20 protein-coding genes and 2 tRNA genes are annotated in these 21,451 nt (G+C 69.9%); 14 read left to right on the plus strand and 8 right to left on the minus strand.

Annotation, left to right across the window (positions count from 1 at the left end):
• Window positions 1-29: 29 nt before the first annotated feature.
• Entirely contained in the window at window positions 30-206 is a 177-nt protein-coding gene (locus J7I98_RS10230) for a hypothetical protein (protein ID WP_214920305.1), read from the plus strand.
• A 130-nt stretch (window positions 207-336) separates the two neighbouring features.
• Window positions 337-1,425: a PDZ domain-containing protein gene (locus J7I98_RS10235; RefSeq protein ID WP_214920306.1), complete on the plus strand. Its 1,089-nt coding sequence runs from the start codon at window positions 337-339 to the stop codon at window positions 1,423-1,425.
• A gap of 18 nt (window positions 1,426-1,443) precedes the next feature.
• Here J7I98_RS10235 and J7I98_RS10240 read toward each other — a convergent pair whose 3' ends face one another.
• A complete protein-coding gene (locus tag J7I98_RS10240) occupies window positions 1,444-2,010 on the minus strand; it encodes a PPA1309 family protein (RefSeq protein WP_251020397.1) in 567 nt (188 codons plus the stop codon).
• A gap of 127 nt (window positions 2,011-2,137) precedes the next feature.
• On the opposite strand from J7I98_RS10240, the gene J7I98_RS10245 reads away from it, so the two are divergent.
• The 4 genes from J7I98_RS10245 to J7I98_RS10260 all read left to right on the plus strand — a co-directional run bounded on the left by J7I98_RS10245 (window position 2,138) and on the right by J7I98_RS10260 (window position 7,541).
• Window positions 2,138-5,023, plus strand: a complete 2,886-nt coding sequence (locus J7I98_RS10245; protein ID WP_214920382.1) for a UPF0182 family protein — start codon at window positions 2,138-2,140, stop codon at window positions 5,021-5,023.
• A gap of 42 nt (window positions 5,024-5,065) precedes the next feature.
• Window positions 5,066-5,139: transfer RNA gene (locus J7I98_RS10250), tRNA-Met, on the plus strand.
• 237 nt (window positions 5,140-5,376) lie between these two features.
• Window positions 5,377-7,389, plus strand: a complete 2,013-nt coding sequence (locus J7I98_RS10255) for an SEL1-like repeat protein (protein WP_214920308.1) — start codon at window positions 5,377-5,379, stop codon at window positions 7,387-7,389.
• Between the two features lie 78 nt (window positions 7,390-7,467).
• A tRNA-Met gene (locus J7I98_RS10260) sits at window positions 7,468-7,541 on the plus strand.
• Window positions 7,542-7,646: 105 nt separating this feature from the next.
• On the opposite strand, the gene J7I98_RS10265 is transcribed toward J7I98_RS10260, so the two are convergent.
• The gene (locus tag J7I98_RS10265) at window positions 7,647-8,063 is read right to left on the minus strand and encodes a Fur family transcriptional regulator (protein ID WP_214920309.1); all 417 of its coding nucleotides are present in this window, start codon (window positions 8,061-8,063) and stop codon (window positions 7,647-7,649) included.
• A gap of 127 nt (window positions 8,064-8,190) precedes the next feature.
• Between J7I98_RS10265 and J7I98_RS10270 the strand changes: the two genes are divergently transcribed.
• A complete protein-coding gene (locus J7I98_RS10270; protein WP_251020432.1) occupies window positions 8,191-9,660 on the plus strand; it encodes a catalase in 1,470 nt (489 codons plus the stop codon).
• 104 nt (window positions 9,661-9,764) lie between these two features.
• Here J7I98_RS10270 and J7I98_RS10275 read toward each other — a convergent pair whose 3' ends face one another.
• Together J7I98_RS10275 and hisN are read right to left on the minus strand one after the other, a co-directional pair.
• Complete coding sequence (locus J7I98_RS10275; RefSeq protein WP_214920311.1) at window positions 9,765-10,166, minus strand: cyclic nucleotide-binding/CBS domain-containing protein; 402 nt, start codon at window positions 10,164-10,166, stop codon at window positions 9,765-9,767.
• 164 nt (window positions 10,167-10,330) lie between these two features.
• Entirely contained in the window at window positions 10,331-11,125 is a 795-nt protein-coding gene (gene hisN, locus J7I98_RS10280; protein WP_214920312.1) for a histidinol-phosphatase, read from the minus strand.
• Window positions 11,126-11,255: 130 nt separating this feature from the next.
• Between hisN and J7I98_RS10285 the strand changes: the two genes are divergently transcribed.
• Window positions 11,256-11,969 carry a TetR/AcrR family transcriptional regulator gene (locus J7I98_RS10285; protein WP_214920313.1) on the plus strand — a complete coding sequence of 238 codons (714 nt, stop codon included), beginning with the start codon at window positions 11,256-11,258 and terminating at the stop codon, window positions 11,967-11,969.
• Here J7I98_RS10285 and J7I98_RS10290 read toward each other — a convergent pair.
• The 4 genes from J7I98_RS10290 to J7I98_RS10305 all read right to left on the minus strand — a co-directional run bounded on the left by J7I98_RS10290 (window position 11,935) and on the right by J7I98_RS10305 (window position 15,527).
• On the minus strand, window positions 11,935-12,258 hold the full coding sequence (locus J7I98_RS10290; RefSeq protein ID WP_214920314.1) for a multidrug efflux SMR transporter: 324 nt from the start codon (window positions 12,256-12,258) through the stop codon (window positions 11,935-11,937). The genes J7I98_RS10285 and J7I98_RS10290 overlap by 35 nt on opposite strands.
• Before the next feature lie 90 nt (window positions 12,259-12,348).
• Window positions 12,349-13,359 (minus strand): ribosome small subunit-dependent GTPase A, encoded by a 1,011-nt coding sequence (gene rsgA, locus J7I98_RS10295; RefSeq protein WP_214920315.1) that lies wholly within the window; start codon window positions 13,357-13,359, stop codon window positions 12,349-12,351.
• A 12-nt stretch (window positions 13,360-13,371) separates the two neighbouring features.
• Window positions 13,372-14,721 (minus strand): 3-phosphoshikimate 1-carboxyvinyltransferase, encoded by a 1,350-nt coding sequence (aroA, locus tag J7I98_RS10300; RefSeq protein WP_214920316.1) that lies wholly within the window; start codon window positions 14,719-14,721, stop codon window positions 13,372-13,374.
• A 92-nt stretch (window positions 14,722-14,813) separates the two neighbouring features.
• On the minus strand, window positions 14,814-15,527 hold the full coding sequence (locus J7I98_RS10305) for a M50 family metallopeptidase (RefSeq protein WP_214920317.1): 714 nt from the start codon (window positions 15,525-15,527) through the stop codon (window positions 14,814-14,816).
• A 49-nt stretch (window positions 15,528-15,576) separates the two neighbouring features.
• Between J7I98_RS10305 and J7I98_RS10310 the strand changes: the two genes are divergently transcribed.
• From J7I98_RS10310 to J7I98_RS10335, 6 genes are all read left to right on the plus strand, one after another.
• The gene (locus J7I98_RS10310) at window positions 15,577-16,392 is read left to right on the plus strand and encodes an SOS response-associated peptidase (protein ID WP_214920318.1); all 816 of its coding nucleotides are present in this window, start codon (window positions 15,577-15,579) and stop codon (window positions 16,390-16,392) included.
• A gap of 117 nt (window positions 16,393-16,509) precedes the next feature.
• Window positions 16,510-17,148, plus strand: coding sequence for an alpha/beta family hydrolase (locus tag J7I98_RS10315; RefSeq protein WP_214920319.1), 639 nt, complete (start codon window positions 16,510-16,512; stop codon window positions 17,146-17,148).
• 231 nt (window positions 17,149-17,379) lie between these two features.
• Window positions 17,380-18,051 carry a sigma-70 family RNA polymerase sigma factor gene (locus J7I98_RS10320; RefSeq protein ID WP_214920320.1) on the plus strand — a complete coding sequence of 224 codons (672 nt, stop codon included), beginning with the start codon at window positions 17,380-17,382 and terminating at the stop codon, window positions 18,049-18,051.
• Window positions 18,048-18,350, plus strand: a complete 303-nt coding sequence (gene rsrA / locus J7I98_RS10325; protein ID WP_214920321.1) for a mycothiol system anti-sigma-R factor — start codon at window positions 18,048-18,050, stop codon at window positions 18,348-18,350. The genes J7I98_RS10320 and rsrA overlap by 4 nt, the downstream gene beginning before the upstream one ends.
• Before the next feature lie 215 nt (window positions 18,351-18,565).
• Window positions 18,566-20,068 (plus strand): HD-GYP domain-containing protein, encoded by a 1,503-nt coding sequence (locus J7I98_RS10330; RefSeq protein ID WP_214920322.1) that lies wholly within the window; start codon window positions 18,566-18,568, stop codon window positions 20,066-20,068.
• Between the two features lie 74 nt (window positions 20,069-20,142).
• The gene (locus tag J7I98_RS10335) at window positions 20,143-21,402 is read left to right on the plus strand and encodes an HD-GYP domain-containing protein (protein WP_214920323.1); all 1,260 of its coding nucleotides are present in this window, start codon (window positions 20,143-20,145) and stop codon (window positions 21,400-21,402) included.
• Window positions 21,403-21,451 lie beyond the last annotated feature (49 nt).

The raw sequence follows: 21,451 nt of genomic DNA on the forward strand, positions 1-21,451 counted from the left end.
CCGGTCGATCTTGGAGTCCGGAGGTCGGAATGGCAGCACTCGCCTGGTTGCTGATTCCGCTTTTCGCTGCGCTCGGTGCCGCGATATGGGGAAGCTGGGCAGCACGCAATCGCACGGTCGGCGATGTTTCAGAACTCGCCGGGTACACCCGGTTCCGCGAGGCGATGGAAAAGTCCAGCCCCAGCTCCGGTTCCGACGCCGTCTGAAGCCGACTGGCGCGGCCCCGCACCGTACGCCCGAGACGCCCGAGTCCCTGATCCCTCGGACTCCCCGCGGTGCTCCTCGTACGGACGGCCCCAGCGGTGCTCCGGCAGACCCGTCCCGTACTGTCGTTCCATGCCACGCCGCACTGCGACGATGCTCGCCTCCACCCTCATCCTGATCGCGCTGCTGTGCGCGGGCGTATTCATCACGGTTCCCTACTCGGAAATGTCACCGGGCCCGACCGTGAACACTCTGGGCAAGGCGGCCGGCGAGCCGGTGCTGCAGATCTCCGGTCGCAAGACCTACCCGACCACCGGCAATCTCAACATGACCACGGTCAGGGTCACCGGCGCGGACTACAAAATGAACCTGGTCGAGGCGGTATACGGCTGGCTGGCCCACGACAGCGTGGTGGTACCGCACGACACCCTGTACCCGGACGGCAAGACGGAAGAAGAGTCCACCCAGGAGAACGCCGAGGAGTTCAGCCAGTCCCAGGAGAGCGCCAAGACGGCGGCCCTGAGGGAACTCGGCATCCCGGTGAAGACCCGCGTCGTCGTCTCGACTGTCCTCAAGGACAGCCCCGCCGAGGGCAGGCTCCACGCCGGCGACGTCGTCAAGGCCGTCGACGGCACTGCCGTCAAGGACCCCAAGGACGTCGCCAAGCTCGTCACCAAGCACGAGCCCGGGGAGAAGGTGGTCTTCACGGTCGTCCCGGCCAAGGACGCGGCCGCCGCGGAGAAGGCGGGCAAGGAGCCGGTGGGCAGCGAAGACGTCGCCATCACCACCAAGCAGGCCGGTGACGACGACCGCGCGATAGTCGGCATCCACGCCGGCCCCGACAACACGTTCCCGTTCGGCATCGACATCAAGCTGGCGGACGTGGGCGGCCCGAGCGCGGGCCTGATGTTCTCGCTGGGCATTGTCGACAAGCTCACGCCCGGGAACCTGACCGGCGGAAAGTTCGTGGCAGGCACCGGCACCATCGACGAAGCGGGCAAGGTCGGCCCGATCGGCGGCATCCAGATGAAGACCGTCGGCGCACGCGACGCGGGCGCCGAGTACTTCCTGACACCCAGCGAGAACTGCGCGTCCGCCGCATCGGACGTTCCCGAAGGCCTCACCCTGGTGAAGGTCAAGACGATCGACGACGCGACGAAGTCGCTGGAGAAGATCAGCAAGGGGGACACGGCCGGCCTGCCGCAGTGCACGACGGGCTGATGACCGTGCCCCCAGGGGTTACGCCTCGAAAGTGGCGGCCAGGGCCTCGGCGAGGCCCGGAACGAGCGCCGAACCGGTGAGGACCTCGGTCGCCGAGTCCTTCTCCCGCAGCCGCAGCGCCGACTCGCGTACGCCGTTGCGCAGCACAGCCACTGTCATACGGACCTCCTGACGGTCCGGGTGCTTCGCCACCCACTTCGCCAGCTGGGCGTCGCTCAGGCCCTCGGGTACGGACGTCTCGGCGGACGGCGGCAGCATCAGCCGCTCCACCGTCAGCGCACAGCCCGCCACGGCGTCGGGCCAGGCGATGGTGGCCAGGAACTCGTCGAGCGCGGCGTCCGCAGGGATCTCGTCCTGCTCGACGGGGGTGAGGGTGGCCGTCGAATCGGTGTCGTCGAGACCGAGCTGGGCCGCGAGGCCCGGCTCCTGGGCGCGGAGTTTGGCGGTGTCGACGAGGGCGAACAGCCTGGCCGGCTGATCCCAGCCGAGCCCGGAGGTGTATTCGTCGATTTCGAGCACGGCGCGGGTGAGCGGGCTCGTGGCCATGGGAGGCCCGGAGGGGGAAACGTTGGACATGTTCAACATCCTGCCTCCTTGGGACCCCAAAGCGGGAACTGAGTAAAGCTTCAGTAAGTTGCATGAGTGGGCTCTACGATCGCGGAGCCTGCTTCTACGACAGCGAACTTTCGAGGTGCGCACCTTGGCTTTCCAGATGCCGGACCGCGGCGGAGGCCCGACCGGGCCACGGATCAGAGTCGGCCGGCCGTCCAGGCGTGTCCGGACCCTGCTCATGACATTGGGTGTCCTGGCCGTCCTGGCCATGGCGTTCGTCATGTTCGCCGGGTTCTGGACAGACTGGCTCTGGTACCGGTCGGTCAACTACTCGTCGGTCTTCACCACCACCCTGTGGACCAAGATCGGCTTGTTCGCCGTCTTCGGACTGCTGATGGCAGGGGCCGTCGGCGTGAACATCTGGCTCGCGCACCGGCTCCGGCCACCGCTGAGCGCGATGTCGCTGGAGCAGCAGAACCTGGACCGCTACCGGATGGGCATCGCCCCGTACAAGAAGTGGGTGCTCCTCGGGGTCACCGCTCTGGTCGGGCTGATCGCCGGCGCCTCCGCGTCCGGCCAGTGGCGGACCTGGCTCATGTGGGTCAACGGGGTGTCCTTCGGCCAGAAGGACCCGCAGTTCGACATGGACGTGTCGTTCTACGCCTTCGACCTGCCCTGGTACCGCTTCCTGCTCGGCTTCGGCTTCGCGGCCGCCGTACTGTCCCTGATCGCCGCCGCCCTCGTGCACTACCTCTACGGCGGCCTGCGCATCACCAGCCCCGGAGCGCGGGCGACCGCCGCGGCCACCGGGCATCTGTCGGTGCTGCTCGGCCTCTTCGTGGCGCTCAAGGCCGTCGCGTACTGGCTCGACCGGTACGGACTGGCGGTGAAGTCCAGTGACTTCAAGGCGACCGGCAACTGGGCGGGCCTGCGGTACGTCGACGCCAACGCCTACCTCCCTGCGAAGACGATCCTCTTCTGCATCGCCGTCATCTGCGCCCTGCTTTTCTTCGCGACGCTGTGGCGCCGCACCTGGCAGCTGCCGGTCATCGGCTTCGGCCTGATGGTGCTCTCGGCGATCCTCATCGGCGGGCTCTACCCGGCGATCGTGCAGAAGTTCCAGGTCCAGCCGAACGAGCAGGCCAAGGAAGCGCCGTACATCAAGAAGAACATCGACGCGACGCGCAAGGCGTACGGCATCGATGACGCGAAGGTGGACGACTACCGGGGCGTCGGCGACAGCCAGGACAACACCAAGCTGCGCAAGGACGCCGACTCGGCGGCCAGTTATCGGCTGATCGACCCGAACGTCGTCCCGCCGACCTTCCAGCAGCTCCAGCAGGAGCGCAAGTACTACCAGTTCCCGGCGACGCTGGACGTGGACCGTTACAAGGGCCAGGACACGGTCGTCGGTCTGCGCGAGCTCGACCTCAAGGGCATCCCCAAGCGCAACTGGATCAACGACCACTTCACGTACACGCACGGCTATGGCGTGGTCGCCGCCAAGGGCACCGCCGTCAAGCCGGACACCGAGGGCGCCCCGGACTTCACCGAGTCCGGCCTGCCGTCCGAGGGCACGCTCGACACGTACGAGCAGCGGATCTACTACGGCGAGAAGACCCAGCAGTACTCGATCGTGGGCGGGCCGCAGAAGGAGCTCGACTACGAGAAGAACGGCGAGCCCACCACGACCACCAGCTACAAGGGCAAGAGCGGAGTCAATCTGTCGAACCCGCTGAACCGGGCCGCGTACGCGGTGACCTTCAGCGAGCCGCAGATCCTCTACTCGGGAGCCATCGGCGAGGGCTCGCGGATTCTTTACAACCGCACGCCCAAGGAGCGCGTCGAGGCGGTCGCACCCTGGCTGTCCATCGACGGCGACGCCTACCCGGCAGTCGTCGGCGGCCGCGTCCAGTGGATAGTCGACGCGTACACCACCACCAACGGTTACCCGTACGCCTCGCGCACGACGCTGGGGGAGACCACGGCCGACGCGCTGTCGCAGACCGACAACCAGCGTGCGGTGGTCGCCCAGCAGAACCAGGTCAACTACATCCGCAACTCGGTGAAGGCCACCGTCGACGCGTACGACGGCACGGTCAAGCTGTACCAGTGGGACACCGAGGACCCGGTCCTGAAGACCTGGATGAAGGCGTTCCCGGACACGGTGGAGCCGAGGGGTGACATCGCCCCGGATCTGATGGCGCACCTGCGCTACCCGCAGGACCTCTTCAAGGTTCAGCGCGAGCTGCTCACCCGCTACCACGTCGAGAGCCCGTCGCAGTTCTACAGCGGCAGTGACGCGTGGCAGGTGCCGGACGACCCGACGACGGGCGAGAAGAGCTCCGTCCCGCCGTACTACCTGAGCCTGAAGATGCCGCAGGAGACGGACCGGAAGTTCTCGCTGACGACGACCTTCACCCCCAACGGACGCCCCAACCTGGGTGCGTTCATGGCGGTCGATGCGGATGCGTCGAGCAAGGACTACGGGACGATAAGGCTCCTGCGTGTCACGGGCGACGTACCGGGCCCGCAGCAGGTGCAGAACCGGCTGAACAGTAATAGCGAGGTCGCCGAGTTCGTCAGGAACATGAAGGGCGCCAACTCGGACATCGAGTACGGCAACCTGCTGACGATCCCGCTGAACGACGGCTTCCTCTACGTCGAGCCGGTGTACGCCCAGGGCAACAACGCCTATCCGCTCCTGAAGAAGGTCGCCGTCTCGTACGGCAGGGAGACCGTCTTCAAGGACTCGCTCGGAGAGGCACTCAACGCGGTCTTCGGCGACGAGGGCGCGCAGCCGCCACCGGGTGACGGCGACGGGGACGTCACGAAGCCGCCGGCCGACGGCGACGGTTCGCTCCAGAAGGCCATCGAGGACGCCCAGAAGGCGTACGACGAGGGCGAGGAGGCCCTGAAGAAGCAGGACTGGACCGCCTACGGCGAAGCACAGGAGAGGCTCCAGGACGCGCTCCAGCGGGCCGCCGACGCCGAGGCCAAGGGTGAGGCCAAGCCGGACGGGAAGGGCGACCAGAAGGGCGACTGAGCTGGGACTGTCCCGCGTCGTGGTACTGTTTGAACACAACGACGCGGGGTGGAGCAGCTCGGTAGCTCGCTGGGCTCATAACCCAGAGGTCGCAGGTTCAAATCCTGTCCCCGCTACTGAAGAAGAAGACGAGGGCCCGGATCTCGAAAGAGATCCGGGCCCTCGTCGTGCGCCTGTGCGTATGTCTGTGCCTGTGTCTGTGCGTTCGTGCGCCCGTACGAAGTGTGGTTCCGGCGGGCGGAGTTGGCGTTGAGGCGTTTGGAGTGTCTCTCTGTGGGCATGTCGACAAAACGCTGAAGTGACCTCACTGGCTGCGGTATACCAGGTGTACGCGGGTTGCAGGTGGTGCGACGATGGTTTTTATGGGGGACAGGACAACTCTGTTGGAGACAGGGCGGTTTGTGCAGCGACATCAGGAGCACGCTGTGGACACCGTGGACACCGCCGAGGCCGAGTCGGAGGCGCGGCACCGGCGCGCTGCCGAGGGCGGCGACACCGAGTCCATGAGCGTGCTCGGCTCGCTGCTGCTGCGCCGCGGCGACCTTGACGGCGCCGAACCGCATCTGCGCGCTGCCACCGCCGACGGGGACCGCGCCGCGGCCAACAACCTCGGCGTCCTCCTCCACCAGCGCGGTTACGCCGACGAGGCGGCCGGCTGGTGGCGCATCGCCGCGGTGGCCGGTTCCGCCGCCGCCGCGCACGCCCTCGGCAGGCACTACCGCGAGCGCGGCGACGAGCCCGCCGCCGAGTACTGGCTGCGCCAGTCCGCCGAGCAGGGGCACGCGCTGGGGGCGTACGCCCTCGCCGACCTCCTGGAGCACCGCAGCGACGTGGGAGCCGAGCGCTGGCTGCGCGCCGCCGCCGAGCAGGGCCACCGCGAGGCGGCGTACCGCCTTGCCCGCACGCTGGACCGCCGCGCGGCCGCGGAGGCGCACGCGGGCACAGGTGCGGCTGACTCCGGCGGGGATGCGGGTGGCGGCTCCGGCCGTACGGGCACCCGCAGGGCCGATACGGACACCGGTGTGGGACGGGGCAGGCTGGGCCCCGGCTACCTCGACTTCGGCACGGGCACCCGTCACGCGGCCGTCGGATCCGGTACGGGTACGGGCCTGGGCAGCAGCACCGGAACCCGGCATGCCGTCGCCGCCGAGCCGGATGCCGCCGTCGAGGCCGAGCAGTGGTACCGGCAGGCCGCCGCGCGCGGGCACCGGCGTGCCGCCCTGCACCTCGGCGCGATCCTCGAAGGGCGGGGCGAGCTCAAGGAGGCCGGGCGCTGGTACCTGACCTCCGCCAAGGACGGCGAGGCCCGGGCCGCGTGCGCGCTGGGCTTCCTGCTGCGCGACGCCGGTGACGAGGAGAGCGCCGCCGTGTGGTGGCTGCGTGCTGCCCAGGACGGCGACGGCAACGCCGCGAACGCGCTGGGCGCCCTGCATGCCGCCCGTGGCGAGCAGCAGACCGCCGAGCGCTGGTACCGGGCTGCCCTGGACGCCGGTGACGTGAACGGAGCGTACAACCTCGGGCTGCTCTGCGCCGCCCAGGGGCGTACGGCCCAGGCCGACCAGTGGTACCGCCGAGCCGCCTACGCGGGCCACCGTGAGGCCGCCAACGCGCTCGCCATTCTGCTGCTGCAGGGCGGCGACGCGGCCGGCGCCGAGCCCTGGTTCTCGAAGGCCGCCGAGGCCGGCAGCGTCGACGCCGCCTTCAACCTCGGCATCCTTCACGCGGGGCGCGACGACGACCGTGCGGCCTTCGTCTGGTACGAGCGCGCGGCGGCCGCCGGGCACACGGAAGCGGCGCTCCAGGTCGGCATCGCCCTGCTCAGGGACGGCGAGGAGCAGGACGCCGAGCGTCATCTGCGCTGCGCCGCGGGCAGCGGCAACGCCGAGGCGGCCTTCCGCCTCGCCACGCTGCTCGACAGCAGGCAGCCGCCGGCGGGCCCGCCCGCGCTCGGTGAGGCGCTGACCGAGAAGAGCGAGTGCGAGGAGTGGTACGAGCGTGCCGCCGAGCAGGGCCACCGGCGTGCGCAGGTGCGCGTGGGCATGCTTGCTGCGGGCCGCGGTGACCTTGAGGGCGCCGCGCGCTGGTACCGCGAGGCCGCGGAGGCCGGCAGCCGTAACGGTGCGTTCAACCTCGGGCTGCTGCTGGCCCGTGAGGGCAGCGAGCCCGAGGCGGCTCTGTGGTGGTCCCGCGCGGCGCAGGCCGGGCACGGCCGGGCGGCGCTGCGTCTGGCGCTGCTTGCCGCGCGGCACGGTGAGCTGGACGAGGGGGAGCGGTGGTGTGCGCGGGCGGTCGAGCTGGGGCCTGCGGAGGTCGCGGAGCGGGCGGCGCGGTTGCGGGAGGCGCTGCATCAGGAGCTCACCGCGTAGTGCGGGTGCCGGTGCGGGGGCGGTGCGAGAAGGGATTTGCGCTGGTCGGGCGTGACAACGTACAGTCGGGTTTACCGACGCGGGGTGGAGCAGCTCGGTAGCTCGCTGGGCTCATAACCCAGAGGTCGCAGGTTCAAATCCTGTCCCCGCTACTGAAGAAGTAGACAACGAAGGCCCGGATCTCGATTGAGATCCGGGCCTTCGTTGTTTCGCGTCGATGGTGGTGGGGTCCGTGCGGGCCGGTGGGCACACGCCTGTCAGGCGGAAGCGCAGTTGGGGCAGAGGCCTCGGTAGGTGACTTCTACGTCCGAGATCGTGAAGCCGAAGCGTTCCGTGTCCGGGAGGTCCGCCAGCGGGTTGCCCGCCGGGTGTACGTCGCGGATGGCGCCGCACTGTGCGCACACCAGGTGCTGGTGCGGCTGGTGGGCGTTCGGGTCGTACCGCTTGGCGCGGCGGTCCGTGGACACTTCCAGCACCTCGCCGAGGGAAACCATCTCGCCCAGCGTGTTGTACACCGTCGCGCGCGAGATCTCGGGCAGCTTGGCCACCGCCCGCGCATGCACCTCGTCGGCGGTCAGGTGGATGTGCTCCCCGTCGAGGACTTCAGCCACGACGCGCCGCTGAGCGGTCATACGCCAGCCGCGTCCGCGCAGTCGTTCCAACAGGTCACTCATGCCGACCAGCCTAACAGTGGTGGGACCCAGGTCCCGAACAGGTGTGACTTTGGATGCTTGCTTGACTTAGACAATGTCCATTGTAGGATCGACACCGGCATACGCCAAGGGACAGGACTTGTCAGGAATGACGCAGGAGGCGCACGTGACGCAGGGACCGCTCACCACGGAGGCCGGCGCGCCGGTCGCCGACAACCAGAACAGCGAGACCGCTGGCATCGGCGGTCCCGTGCTGGTCCAGGACCAGGCACTGCTCGAGAAGCTCGCGCACTTCAACCGGGAGCGCATACCGGAGCGCATCGTGCACGCCCGCGGCGCCGGTGCGTACGGCACCTTCACGCTGACCCGTGACGTCTCGCAGTGGACGCGCGCCAAGTTCCTCTCCGAGGTCGGCAAGCAGACCGAGACCTTCCTCCGGTTCTCGACCGTCGCCGGCAACCTCGGTTCCGCCGACGCCGTCCGTGACCCGCGTGGCTTCGCGCTGAAGTTCTACACGGAGGAGGGGAACTACGACCTTGTCGGGAACAACACGCCCGTCTTCTTCATCAAGGACGCCATCAAGTTCCCCGACTTCATCCACACGCAGAAGCGCGACCCGTACACGGGCTCGCAGGAAGCCGACAACGTGTGGGACTTCTGGGGTCTGAGCCCCGAGTCGACCCACCAGGTCACCTGGCTCTTCGGTGACCGCGGTATCCCCGCCACGCTGCGCCACATGAACGGGTACGGCTCGCACACGTACCAGTGGAACAACGAGGCCGGCGAGGTCTTCTGGGTCAAGTACCACTTCAAGACCGACCAGGGCATCAAGAACCTCACTCAGGACGAGGCCAACAAGCTCGCCGGTGAGGACCCGGACTCGCACCAGCGCGACCTGCGCGAGGCCATCGAGCGCGGTGACTTCCCGTCCTGGACCGTGCAGGTGCAGATCATGCCGGCGGCCGAGGCGGCGGCGTACCGCTTCAACCCGTTCGACCTGACCAAGGTCTGGCCGCACGAGGACTACCCGCCGATCGAGATCGGCAAGCTGGAGCTCAACCGCAACCCGGAGAACATCTTCGCCGAGGTCGAGCAGTCGATCTTCAGCCCCGCGCACTTCGTGCCGGGCATCGGCCCGTCCCCGGACAAGATGCTCCAGGGCCGTCTCTTCGCGTACGGCGACGCCCACCGCTACCGCGTCGGCATCAACGCCGACCACCTGCCGGTGAACCGCCCGCACGCCACCGAGGCGCGCACCAATTCCCGTGACGGCTACCTGTACGACGGCCGCCACAAGGGCGCCAAGAACTACGAGCCCAACAGCTTCGGCGGCCCCTTCCAGACGGACAAGCCGCTGTGGCAGCCCGTCCCGGTCACGGGCGGTACGGGCAACCACGAGGCCCCGAGCCACGCCGAGGACAACGACTTCGTCCAGGCGGGCAACCTGTACCGGATGATGTCCGAGGACGAGAAGGGCCGCCTGATCGAGAACCTCGCCGGGTTCATCTCCCAGGTGTCGCGCGACGACATCGCGGAGCGCGCGGTCGACAACTTCCGTCAGGCCGACGGTGACTTCGGCAAGCGGCTGGAAGCCGCGGTCCAGGCCCTGCGCGGCTAGTACGGACTGCTTGTCGTAGACAGAGGGCCGGATTCCCCCGGGGGAGTCCGGCCCTCTCGTGTGCGTACGCGCCGGACCTGTGTGCGCCGGACTGTGCGCGAGGCTCAGCCGGCCAGGGCGGTCGGGTGCCTGCGGGCAGGTGCCCAGCAGCGGATGATGTCCCGTACGGACACGACGCCGACCGGGCCGTTTCCGTCCAGGACGACGAGATGGCGGAAGCCGCCGTGCGTCATGGCCTCCGCGGCCTCCTCCAGGGTCCAGGAGGGTGCGGCGAAGACGACGTCGGTGGTGGTGTGCGTGCCTGCGGTCTCGCGGTCGGGATCCTGGCCCGTACCGACCGAGATGAGGATGTCGCGTTCGGTCAGGATGCCTAGCCCGCCGGCGTCGTGGTCGAGGACGACGGCGGCGCCGACGCGGCGCTCCGCCATCAGTCGGGCTGCCTGGCGGAGTGTGTGGGCGGGGCCGATGGTGAGGACCACCGTGCTCATGGCGTCACGGACGAGCATGGACAGAGCCACCTCCTTGGTGAACCGGCCCGTGAGAACCAATTCACAAATTCACAAGTGGGGTCGCTCTCAGAGTGGCAGCCGCCAGGCATGTCATCAAGGGGGCGCGTGAGGCGTGTTGCCGCGCGCGCCCCCACCGTCACCCGCCGATGTACGCCCCGCCCTCACCCACCGATGTAGCTCAGCAACTCCTCGTGGAGCAGGCCGTTGGAGGCCGCCGCGTTGCCGCCGTGCGGGCCCGTCACGCCGTCGAGGCTGGTGAACACGCCGCCCGCCTCCTGGACGATGATCACGTTCGCGGCCATGTCCCACAGCGAGAGCTCCGGCTCCGCGCACATGTCCACCGACCCCTCGGCGACCATCATGTACGGCCAGAAATCGCCGTATCCGCGCGTCCGCCAGCAGTCGCGGGACAGGTCGAGGAAGCCGTCGAGGCGGCCTCGCTCCTCCCAGCCGGTCAGTGACGAGTACGCGAAGGACGCGTTCTCGATCTTGTCGACCTTGGAAACATGCAGCCGCGTCGCGGACGTGAGGCTGCGGCCGGTGTACGCACCGCCGCCCTTCGCCGCCCACCAGCGGCGGCCCAGCGCGGGCGCGGACACGACGCCCATCACGGGCTGGAAGCCGTTCTCGCCCGCCTCCATGAGCGAGATCAGCGTCGCCCAGACCGGAACGCCGCGTACGTAATTCTTGGTGCCGTCGATCGGGTCGACCACCCAGCGCCGCGGACCCGTGCCCTGAAGTCCGTACTCCTCGCCCAGTACGGCGTCGCGCGGCCTGCCGCGGTGCAGGTGACTGCGGATCAGCTCTTCGGCGGCCTTGTCGGCCTCGGTCACCGGCGTCATGTCCGGTTTGGTCTCGACCTTCAGATCCAGAGCCTTGAAGCGCTCCATCGTCGTGGCGTCCGCGGCGTCCGCGAGGACATGGGCAAAGCGCAGATCATCGTGATAGTCGGGCATGACCGAACAGTATCGACCGGCTTCTGTACAAACCACATGGTCTCGCCGTGCGGGCACTGCCCCGCGAGCCGCGCGGGCTATTGACAGTGCCGGGCCGCGAGTCAACCCTGACAGGCGGGGAGGCAACGCCATGCCCACAGCGCGAGAAGCCCTACTGGACGCCGCCTTCACCGCACTCGCGGGCCGGCCGTGGTCCCGGGTGCGGATGGTCGACGTGGCCGCGGCGGCCCGGGTCTCCCGGCAGACCCTCTACAACGAATTCGGCAGCAAGGACGGCCTCGCCCGCGCCCTCGTGCGTCGCGAGGCCGACGCGTATCTGGCGGGTGTCGAGCGGGCGCTGGTCGAGCGGGTGCCGGTGGACCGGATGCCGGCCGATCGCGCCGAAATGGTCCAGGACCGGCTCCTGGCCGTCGCGGAGTGGACCGTCGGCGCCGCCCGCGCCAATCCGCTCGTACGGGCCCTGCTCACCGGCTGCTGGAGTGAGCGGCTCCCTGCGCCCAGCCCGGCCAGGACCCACCTCGGCGGTGTCTCGACGTCCCCGGTTCCGGCTCAGCGCCGCGCCGACGCGGGGCATCCCGGGCCCGCCGAACTGGCCGCCGCGGTGCGGGACCGGGCGGTGGCCGTGCTGGAGCGGGGGTACGGCAAGGAGGAGGCCGGGGCGGTCGAGTACCGGTGCGAGCTCACGGTGCGGCTCGCGCTTTCGTACGTCGTCGCGCCCGCCGGGTCCGCCGCGCCCGCTGGGGCTACGGGAACCGGCGAATCCGGCGAGGATCTCAGGCGGCTGCTGCGGGCCGTGCTCGGCAACGGCCTCAGTGGGACGAACCGGAGAGCTGGAGACCGATGACGCCGACGATCACCAGCGAGATCGAGATGATCTTGAGCGTCGACACCACGTCACCGAGGAAGATCATTCCGTAGACCGCGGTGCCGGCCGCACCGATGCCCGTCCACACCGCGTACGCGGGCCCGACGTCGAGCTTCTTCAGCGAGAGGGTCAGCAGGCCGAAGCTGGCCAGGGCGAACGCGCAGAAGGCGACCGTGGGCCAGAGCCTGGTGAATCCGTGGGAGAGCTTGAGGCACACCGCGAAGCCGGTCTCGAACAGACCGGCCACCACCACGAGCAGCCACGGCATGGTCGTTTCCTCCCGGGTCGGTGACTGCTTCGTCTCACTAAGTGCGATTATGCACTTACCAAGAGCGGGGAAGGGGTAAACGCGGCGTGCTCAGTCGCCTTCCCACCGCTCCCTCGTGGCCAGCAGCCGCCGCAGTGAGTCGAGCCTGGCCGGATCGGCGTGACCGTCGGCCACCCACTGGTCCAGCGCGCACTCCGCCTCGTCGTGGCTGCAGCCGCGCGGACACTCCTCCGTCCCCGGCTCCAGGTCCGGGAAGGCGTTGATGACGCGCGACGGGTCGATGTGGTTCAGGCCGAAGGACCGCACGCCAGGCGTGTCGATCACCCAGCCCTTGCCGCCCGAGAGCGGCAGCGCGAGCGCCGATGTGGTGGTGTGCCTGCCTCGGCCCGTAACCGCGTTGACCAGGCCGGTCGTACGCCGACGGTCCTCCGGTACGAGCGTATTGACCAGCGTCGTCTTGCCCACGCCGGAGTGGCCGACGAACGCCGTGACGCGGTCGTCGAGGTGCTCGCGCACCATGGCCGTCGCCGCCCCGCTCTCCAGCTCCTCGCGGCTCGTCACGAGGTACGGGACACCGAGCGGGCGGTACGCCTGGAGCAGCGTCTCCGGCGACGCCAGGTCCGACTTGGTCAGCACGAGGAGCGGTTCGAGCCCGGCGTCGTACGCCGCCACCAGACAGCGGTCGATCATGCGCGGGCGCGGCTCGGGATCGGCCAGCGCCGTGACGATGGCCAGCTGGTCGGCGTTGGCGACGACCACGCGCTCGAACGGGTCGTCGTCGTCGGCAGTACGCCGCAGGACCGACTTGCGCTCCTCGATCCGGACGATGCGGGCGAGGGTGTCCTTGTCGCCGGAGAGATCGCCGACGATGCTGACGCGGTCGCCGACGACCGCGGCCTTGCGGCCCAGCTCGCGGGCCTTCATCGCCATGACCGTACGGCCGTCGACGAGGCAGGTGAGGCGGCCACGGTCGACGGTCAGCACGAAGCCTTCGACGGCGTCCTCGTGCTTGGGGCGGGTGTGGGTGCGAGGCCGGTTGCCCTTGCGGTTCGGGCGGACCCGGATGTCGTCCTCGTCGGGGTTCTTGCCGTATCGGCGCATCTCGTCAGCCCGTCAGTTTCCCGCGAGCCCGAGCATGCCGGTCCACATGCGTGGGAAGTCCGGGAGCGTCTTGGCGGTGGTCGCGACATTTTCGATCTGTACGCCCTTGACGGCGAGGCCGATGATCGCGCCTGCGGTCGCCATGCGGTGGTCGTGGTACGTGTGGAACACCCCGCCGTGCAGGGGGCGCGGCCTGATGCGCAGGCCGTCCTCGGTCTCGGTGACATCGCCGCCGAGCTCGTTGATCTCCTTGGTGAGGGCGGCCAGCCGGTCGGTCTCGTGCAGCCGCAGATGTGCGACGCCGCGCAGGACGGACTCGGAGTCGGCCAGTGCCGCGACGGCCGCGATGCCGGGGGTCAGCTCGCCGACGTCGCCCAGGTCCACGTCGATGCCCCGGACACGTCCCGTGCCGGTGAAGGTCAGGCCCTGCTCGGTCAGCTCGTACGAGCCGCCCATCTCGGTGAAGATCTCGCGCAACGCGTCGCCGGGCTGGGTGGTGTGCTCCGGCCAGTCCGGGATGGTGACGCGGCCGCCGGTGATCAGGGCGGCGGCGAGGAACGGCTGGGCGTTGGAGAGGTCGGGCTCGACGGTCAGGTCGCGGCCCAGTACGGCACCGGGGGAGACCCGCCAGACGTTCGGCTCGCCGCCGGACTCCGGGGTGTCCACCTGTGCGCCGACGCTGCGCAGCATGTCGACGGTCATCCGGATGTGCGGGAGGGAGGGGAGAACGGCGCCGGTGTGGCGTACCTCCACGCCCTGGTTGAAGCGCGGGGCGGACAGCAGGAGTGCGCTCACGAACTGCGAGGACGAGGACGCGTCGATCTCCACAGGGCCGCCGTCCAGTGCGCCGCCGCCGTGCACGGTCAGAGGAAGCGAGCCGCGGCCGTCGTCGTCGATACGGGCGCCGAGCGTGCGCAGCGCCTCGATGACGGCACCCAGCGGGCGTTCGTACGAACGGGGGTCGCCGTCGAAGCGGACCGGGCCGTCGGCGAGCGCCGCGACGGGGGGCAGGAAGCGCATCACCGTGCCGGCGTTGCCGACGTCGACCGTTGCGGGGCCGTGCAGCCCGGCCGGGATCACGCGCCAGGCCTCGCCGGAGCCGTCGGGGCTTCCCGTGGCGGAAGAGCTGGACGACACCGTCTCCTCGATGCCGACGCCCAGCGCGCGCAGGGCCTCGGCCATGAGCAGGGTGTCGCGGGAGCGCAGGGGGTGGCGCAGCCAGCCGGGCTCGGCGGCGAGGGAGGCCAGGACGAGACCACGATTGGTGACCGATTTCGAGCCGGGCACGGTGACGGTCGCGTCGACGGCTGTGCTCGTGTGGGGGGCGGGCCAGAGGTCGGGGTGCACGGGGCTTTCGGTCATGGCTTTCACTTTAGTGGCATGTGGCGGACACAGATCTTGATCAAATGCGCCGAAACCGGGGCGTAACTCAACGGTGCCAGGGCGGACACGCCCTAAATGCCTAGCAGCCAGCGGCCGCCGCCCAGCAGCGCACACACCGACACCGTATGGAAGAGGAACAGCCACATCGCGGCAGGCACGTGCGTGAGGCGTGACAGCTGGTCGGCGTCGGAATCGGGGGCTCCGCCGTGGCGGCGCTTTGACTGGAGCTCGAAGGCGGGGCGTACACCGCCGATGAGCATGAACCAGACAGCGGCGTACGCGAAAGCGGCCTGGACCTCCGGGGAGGTCAGCCAGGAGATCAGCAGGAAGGCCGCACCCGTGAGGATCACGGTGAGCGCCCCGTACGCGTTGCGGATCATCACCAGCATGGCGATGAGCAGGGCCGTGGCGATCCAGAGGAAGAGCGTGATGTGGTTCGCGGCGAGCAGCCAGGCGCCGCCGAGACCGAGGAGCGGCGGGGCGGTGTAACCGGCGGCGGCCGTGAGGATCATGCCAATGCCGGTCGGCTTGCCGCGGCTGACGGTGAGGCCGCTCGTGTCGGAGTGGAGGCGGATGCCGTCCAGGCTGCGGCCGGTGAGGAGCGCGATCAGGCCGTGGCCGCCCTCGTGGGCGATGGTGATGGCGTTGCGCGACAGGCGCCAGACAACGCGCGGGACGACGACGGCGAGTGCAACGGCGGCCGTCGCTATCACGAGCCATTGATCGGGGTCGGGTTGCGCGCCGAAGACGCGGTCCCACAGGGCGCCGAGATTGGTGCTGTCCATTGTTCGGGCGGCTCCTTGAGGTCTGGGCAGTCGTGGCAGTGTGGCACTTATGTGCGGACGGTATTCAGCGAGCCGGAGGCCCGAGGACCTCGTCGGGCTCTTCGATGTGCAGAAGTGGGAGCCGAAGGAGGCGCTCGCCCCGGACTGGAATGTGGCTCCGACCAAGGAAGTCCACGTGGTCCTGGAGCGTCCTCTCAAAGACGCAGCCGATCGGCGTCCGGTTCGGCAGCTGAGGAAGATGAAGTGGGGGCTCGTGCCGTCGTGGGCGAAGTCACCCGAGGGTGCGGCGCGGATGATCAACGCGCGGGCGGAGTCGGTGCACGAGAAGCCGTCGTTCAAGCAGCCGTTCGTTTCGCGGCGCTGCCTCGTCCCGGCCGACGGCTACTACGAGTGGGTCACCGGCGCGGACGAGCGGCAGCTGGAGGTGGAGGGGAAGAAGAAGCGGGCGCGAAAGCAGCCGTACTTCGTGACCCCGGCGGACGGGTCGGTCATGGCGATGGCCGGTCTCTACGACTTCTGGCGCGATGCGACGCTGCCGGGGGACCATCCGCAGGCCTGGTGGGTGACGTGCTCGGTGATCACCACCGAGGCGGAGAAGTCACCGCTGGCGGTGGCACCGGCCGAGGGCCCCGGGTCGCTGGCCGACATCCACCCCCGGATGCCACTGATGCTGACGCCGGACCGGTGGGATGCGTGGCTGGATCCGGCCCGTACGGACATCGAGGACGTACGGACACTGCTCGCGGCGCCACCGGGCGGGCTGATGCGGGCGTATCCGGTGAGCACGGCGGTGAGCAACGTCAAGAACAACGGTCCGGAGCTGCTGGAGGAGCTGGCGGCGCCGGAGGTGGGGACCTTGTTCTGAGGCGGGGCGGGGCGGGGCGCGGTGCGGTGCGTGTGCGCCGGCGCGGGGTGCGGCACCTGTGCGGGCGCGTGGGTGGGTCGACCCCGCGCCGTACGCGCGGAAAGGCAGGATGGGGGCGTGACGCAGAGCGAGATCGTTGAGACGGGTGTCGGTGAGGCGCGGATCACCTGGGCCGAGGCCAAGCAGCCGCGCATAGTGCTGGCCGTGAGCCACGGCGCCGCCGGCGGCATCGGGGCCCGGGACCTGCAGGGGCTCGCTGCCGCCCTGCCCCCGCGCGGGGTCACCGTCGCTCTGGTGGAGCAGCCCTGGCGCGTGGCCGGGAAGAAGCTCGCGCCCGCCCCCAAGACCCTGGACGCCGGATGGCGCGACCTGTGGCCCGCGCTGGCCAGGGCCGGGCTGCCGGTGGTGGCCGGCGGGCGCAGCGCCGGGGCGCGTGTGGCGTGCCGTACGGCGACCGAACTGGGGGCCTGTGCCGTGCTCGCGCTGAGCTTTCCGCTGCACCCTCCCGGCAAGCCCGAGAAGTCCCGGGCGGAGGAGCTGCTCGGGGCCGGCGTACCCACCCTGGTCGTACAGGGTGGAAACGATCCGTTCGGGAAGCCCGCCGAGTTCCCCGAGGGCGATTACGAGCTCCTGGAGGTCCCGTACGCCGATCATGGTTTCGCCGTGCCGAAGAAGGCCGGGTCGACGGAGGAACAGGTCGTCGAAGCCATCACGAGCGGTGTCGCGACCTGGATCGACGGCCTGCGGGAATGCTGAGCACGACACCTCTGTTATTCGGTGCGACGACATACGCAGCACGTACGTGGAGAGGGAGTCCGTCGCATGGGTTCGACCATCTGCCCGAGCCGCTCGAACACCGCTGACCTGGAGTGGACGGTGCTCAGTGCGGCCAAAACCGCTCCTCGTCGGGCGGCGGCCGGGTCGGATCGTCGTCTATCCTCCGATTCGAGCGGGTCCGCATTCGGTCCTGCCAAGGCGTTGGAGGAGGTGGGTCCGGTCACTGGGACCGACAGGGGGACCGACGACGGCCAGGCGGCAGAGGAGAACACGCCGGAGACCACCGCCGAGCGCAACGCGCGCTTCGAGCGTGACGCTCTTGGTTTCCTCGACCAGATGTACTCCGCCGCATTGCGTATGACACGTAATCCGGCCGACGCGGAGGACCTGGTGCAGGAGACGTATGCCAAGGCGTACGGGTCCTTCCACCAGTTCCGCGAGGGTACGAATCTGAAGGCCTGGCTTTACCGCATTCTGACGAACACGTTTATCAACACGTACCGGAAGAAGCAGCGCGAACCTCAGCGCAGCGCCGCCGAGGAGATCGAGGACTGGCAGCTCGCACGCGCCGAGTCGCACATGTCGACCGGCCTGCGCTCCGCCGAGACGCAGGCGCTCGACCACCTGCCCGACTCGGACGTAAAGTCCGCGCTGCAGGCGATCCCCGAGGAGTTCCGCATAGCGGTCTATCTCGCGGATGTGGAGGGCTTTGCGTACAAGGAGATCGCGGACATCATGGGTACACCCATCGGCACGGTGATGTCCCGGCTGCACCGGGGCCGCCGTCAACTGCGCGGCATGCTCGAGGACTACGCGCGTGACCGCGGGCTGGTACCGGCGGGAGCCGGGGAGTCGAACGACGGGAAAGGTTCGGGCTCATGAGCTGCGGAGAGCCGCACGAGACTGACTGCTCAGAGGTCCTGGATCACCTCTACGAGTTCCTCGACCACGAGATGCCCGACAGCGACTGCAACAAGTTCGAGACGCACTTCGAGGAGTGCTCCCCGTGCTTGGAGAAGTACGGCCTCGAACAGGCCGTGAAGAAGCTGGTGAAGCGCTGTTGCGGCAGTGACGACGTACCGGCGGACCTGCGGTCCAAGGTCATGGGGCGCATCGACCTGATCCGTTCCGGTCAGGCCGTGCCCGACCAGGATGTGACGGCTGTGACAGAGGAGGCCTAGGGCTTGCCCTAGGGGGTGTCTCCGCGGCGTCGCGGGGCCCTAGCCTCCGCGCGCAGTGCGTCTGTGCAGTGCGTCTACGGACGCTGGGACGAAAGCGGCCGATTATCACTCGAACGTGCTAATCGGCCGCTTCGTTCTGTTCCCACCCGTTCAACTCGCTAGCGTGGCGCACGAATTGGCGCGGGCGAACGGTAACGGACGCGGGAGCGAACCTGGTGAGAGCTCTGACGGGTGCGGCGCGGTCGTACATCCTCTGTGCGCTGTTCGCGGCCGCCTGCTGCGTCCTCCCCGCCTTCCACCCCGCCGCCCGCACCCCGTGGGGCCCCGTCACGCTGCTCGCCGTGGTGTACGCCGCCTGCGAGCTGCTCGGCCGCCGGCCCTTCCTCGTCAGTGCCGTACGGGTCGGGGCGGGGTCCTTCTTCCCGGTGCTGCTCGCCGCCGTACTGCTCCTGCCTCCGTCGGCCGCCGCGCTCGTCGCCGTACCGGGGGCGCTCGTCGGCCATGTCGAGCAGCGCCCCCGCGCGGTACGGCGGGCCTGGCGCGCGGCGCAGCTGGCGCTCGCCGCCTGGGCCGCGGCGCACGTCTGCACGGCCCTCGACGGCCGGGCCCCGCTCGGCGGCGGGGGAGCGGGTACGGGCGCGGGCGCAGGGGCCTCGGCGGCGCACGCGGCGGTGCCCGACTTTCCGTACGTCATGGTGCCCGCCGGCGCCGCCGTCCTTGCCTTCTGCCTGGTCCTGTGCGCCCTCGACGGCGGCATTCTCGCCACCGCCGAACGGCTGCCCGTCCGCAGCGCCTGGCGCGGGCTGCTGCTGCGGTCCCTCGCGCCGCACTGCGTGCAGGGTCTGGCGGGGCTGATGATGGCCGTCCTGTGGCGCAGTCCGTACGGCCCCCTCGCCGCGCTCTTCGTACTCCTCCCCATGTACATCTCCTGCTGGATCTTCGCTCAGTACCACCGCGAGCGCGCCGCCCATCAGGCCACCATCCGCGCCCTTGTACAGGCCGTCGACATCAAGGACCGGTACACCCGCGGGCACAGCGAACGCGTCGGCCGGGCCTCCGTGATGATCGCCCGCGAGCTGGGCATGGACGAGGACCGCATCGAGGTTCTGCGCTTCGCCGGAATCCTGCACGACGTCGGCAAACTCGGCGTCCCTACACGGCTGTTGCGCAAGGACGGCCCACTGACCCCGGAGGAGCGCCGCGTCATCGAGCTGCATCCCGAGTACGGGCACGAAATGGTCCGCGGCATCGGCTTCCTCGGAGAGGCGCGGTCCGCGATCCTGCACCACCACGAGCGTCTCGACGGCAGTGGGTACCCGTACGGTCTGGCGGGCACCCAGATCCCGGAGTTCGCACGGGTCGTCGCCGTCGCCGACGCGTTCGACGCGATGACGTCGAACCGCTCGTACCAGCGGGCCAGGCCGGTCGGTACGGCGGTGGAGGAGCTGGACCGGTGCGCGGGGACGCAGTTCGACCCGGTCATGGTGGCGGCGCTGATCCGGGCCCTGGACCGGCACGGATGGCACCAGCCGGTGACCGCGGACGAACAGACTCCGCCGCCCGCACGAGTCGCCGCAGATACCCACAGCACGTCCAGAGGAAACGTCCCGCCCAGTCACGCCCCCCATGCGCCCCCTGCGCGCACCCCCGATGCGCCCCCCGCATCCGGCTCCGCCCCCGACGCCGCCCTTGCCCCCGACTCCGGCCGGTCCGCGTGAGTGCCGTCCCGTGGGGCCTCAGCGGGCGTGTGCCGAGGCGGAGGCGGGCGCAGCCGCCGTCGGCTCTTGCCCTCGTGTACTGCGCCGCCGCCGCGCTCACCGCCTACGCCCTCGGCAGCACCCTCTGGTACGGGCTCGCCGAGCCCGGTGTCGCCCTCGCCTTCGGGGTTCTCATCACCGTCGGCGAGCTCGGCCGCTGGGGGGCCCGGGGACCCGAGCGGCACCCCACGCCGCTCGGCTCCGCCGGCGCCCTCGCGTACGCCCTGCTCGGGCAGAACGCCGCGCAGCCCACCACCCACGGCGTGCTCCAGGTCGTCGCCGTGGTCGTGACCGCCGCCCTCGTCGGGGCGGTGCCGCACATCGCGCGCGGGCACGGGCCCGACGTCGGCCAGGTCGCCCGCCGCGTCCTCACCGTCGCCTTCGCGGCCGTCTGTTTCCAGCCGCTGTACAACTCCGGGATGCTGCGGGAGTGGGTCGGCCACGGCGCGTACTACGCGATCTGCCTGCTCTTCCTCCTCGTCCTCACCGCCCTGTGCGACGCCGTGATCGCCGCCGCCATGGCGCGTGCCCGCACCTGCCCCCATAGCTTTAAGAGCATGGGAGGGACCCCCATCCCGTACGGCCCGCTGCTCAGGGACGAGCTGCGGGCCCTGCTCGGGATCGGCTCCGCCGTCTGCGCCACGGGGGCCGTCATGGCGCTCGGCGTCGCCGTCGCCGGACTGTGGGCGCTGCCCGTCTTCTGCGTGCCGCTGCTGCTCACGCAGATGGCGTTCCGGCGGTTCGCGGCCGTCCGTACGACGTACCGCCAGACCATCACCTCCCTGGCCCGCGCCACCGAGATCGCCGGCTACACCCCGCCCGGCCACGCACGCCGCGTCGCCCTCCTCAGCGGCGCCGTTGGCCGCGAGCTCGGCCTCTCGGAGCCGGACCTCACTGTCCTGGAGTACGCCGCCCTGATGCACGACATCGGACAGCTCTCCCTCCTCGACCCTGTCCCCGCCGGGGCCACCGCCTCCCTGCCGCCCGCGGAACAGCGCCGCATCGCCCTGCTCGGCGGAGCCGTCGTACGCCAGACCGGGGTGCCCGCCGAGGTCGCCGTGGTCGTGGAGCGGCAGGCCGACCCGTACCGGGAGCAGCCGCTGCCCGCCCGAATCGTCCGCGCCGTCAACGCATACGACGATCTCTCGGGGGAAAGCAGCGGGGGACTGGGCGGACCGCTCAGCGCCCTGGAACAGCTCCGCCTGGGCACGGGAAACGACTATCAGCCCGAGGTCGTGGAATCCCTGGCGCGCGTCCTGTCGCGAGGCGGTCTGACCCCGTCCCCACCTGGGTAACCCATGGGTAATGAGCGCCTCTGTGACCGGGCATGGTTGGATGCAAAGA

The organism is Streptomyces sp. ISL-98 (genome assembly GCF_018614055.1).
Lineage (GTDB): Bacteria > Actinomycetota > Actinomycetes > Streptomycetales > Streptomycetaceae > Streptomyces > Streptomyces spiramyceticus.

Coding starts and splice junctions, on each gene's coding strand:
- J7I98_RS10270 (WP_251020432.1), top strand. CDS start 8,191: ATGACGCAGGAGGCGCACGTGACGCAGGGACCGCTCACCACGGAGGCC.
- J7I98_RS10245 (WP_214920382.1), top strand. CDS start 2,138: ATGCCGGACCGCGGCGGAGGCCCGACCGGGCCACGGATCAGAGTCGGC.
- J7I98_RS10230 (WP_214920305.1), top strand. CDS start 30: ATGGCAGCACTCGCCTGGTTGCTGATTCCGCTTTTCGCTGCGCTCGGT.
- rsgA (WP_214920315.1), bottom strand. CDS start 13,359: ATGCGCCGATACGGCAAGAACCCCGACGAGGACGACATCCGGGTCCGC.
- J7I98_RS10255 (WP_214920308.1), top strand. CDS start 5,377: ATGGTTTTTATGGGGGACAGGACAACTCTGTTGGAGACAGGGCGGTTT.
- J7I98_RS10285 (WP_214920313.1), top strand. CDS start 11,256: ATGCCCACAGCGCGAGAAGCCCTACTGGACGCCGCCTTCACCGCACTC.
- J7I98_RS10265 (WP_214920309.1), bottom strand. CDS start 8,063: ATGAGTGACCTGTTGGAACGACTGCGCGGACGCGGCTGGCGTATGACC.
- J7I98_RS10310 (WP_214920318.1), top strand. CDS start 15,577: ATGTGCGGACGGTATTCAGCGAGCCGGAGGCCCGAGGACCTCGTCGGG.
- J7I98_RS10305 (WP_214920317.1), bottom strand. CDS start 15,527: ATGGACAGCACCAATCTCGGCGCCCTGTGGGACCGCGTCTTCGGCGCG.
- rsrA (WP_214920321.1), top strand. CDS start 18,048: ATGAGCTGCGGAGAGCCGCACGAGACTGACTGCTCAGAGGTCCTGGAT.
- hisN (WP_214920312.1), bottom strand. CDS start 11,125: ATGCCCGACTATCACGATGATCTGCGCTTTGCCCATGTCCTCGCGGAC.
- J7I98_RS10290 (WP_214920314.1), bottom strand. CDS start 12,258: ATGCCGTGGCTGCTCGTGGTGGTGGCCGGTCTGTTCGAGACCGGCTTC.
- J7I98_RS10240 (WP_251020397.1), bottom strand. CDS start 2,010: ATGTTGAACATGTCCAACGTTTCCCCCTCCGGGCCTCCCATGGCCACG.
- J7I98_RS10275 (WP_214920311.1), bottom strand. CDS start 10,166: ATGCTCGTCCGTGACGCCATGAGCACGGTGGTCCTCACCATCGGCCCC.
- J7I98_RS10235 (WP_214920306.1), top strand. CDS start 337: ATGCCACGCCGCACTGCGACGATGCTCGCCTCCACCCTCATCCTGATC.
- aroA (WP_214920316.1), bottom strand. CDS start 14,721: ATGACCGAAAGCCCCGTGCACCCCGACCTCTGGCCCGCCCCCCACACG.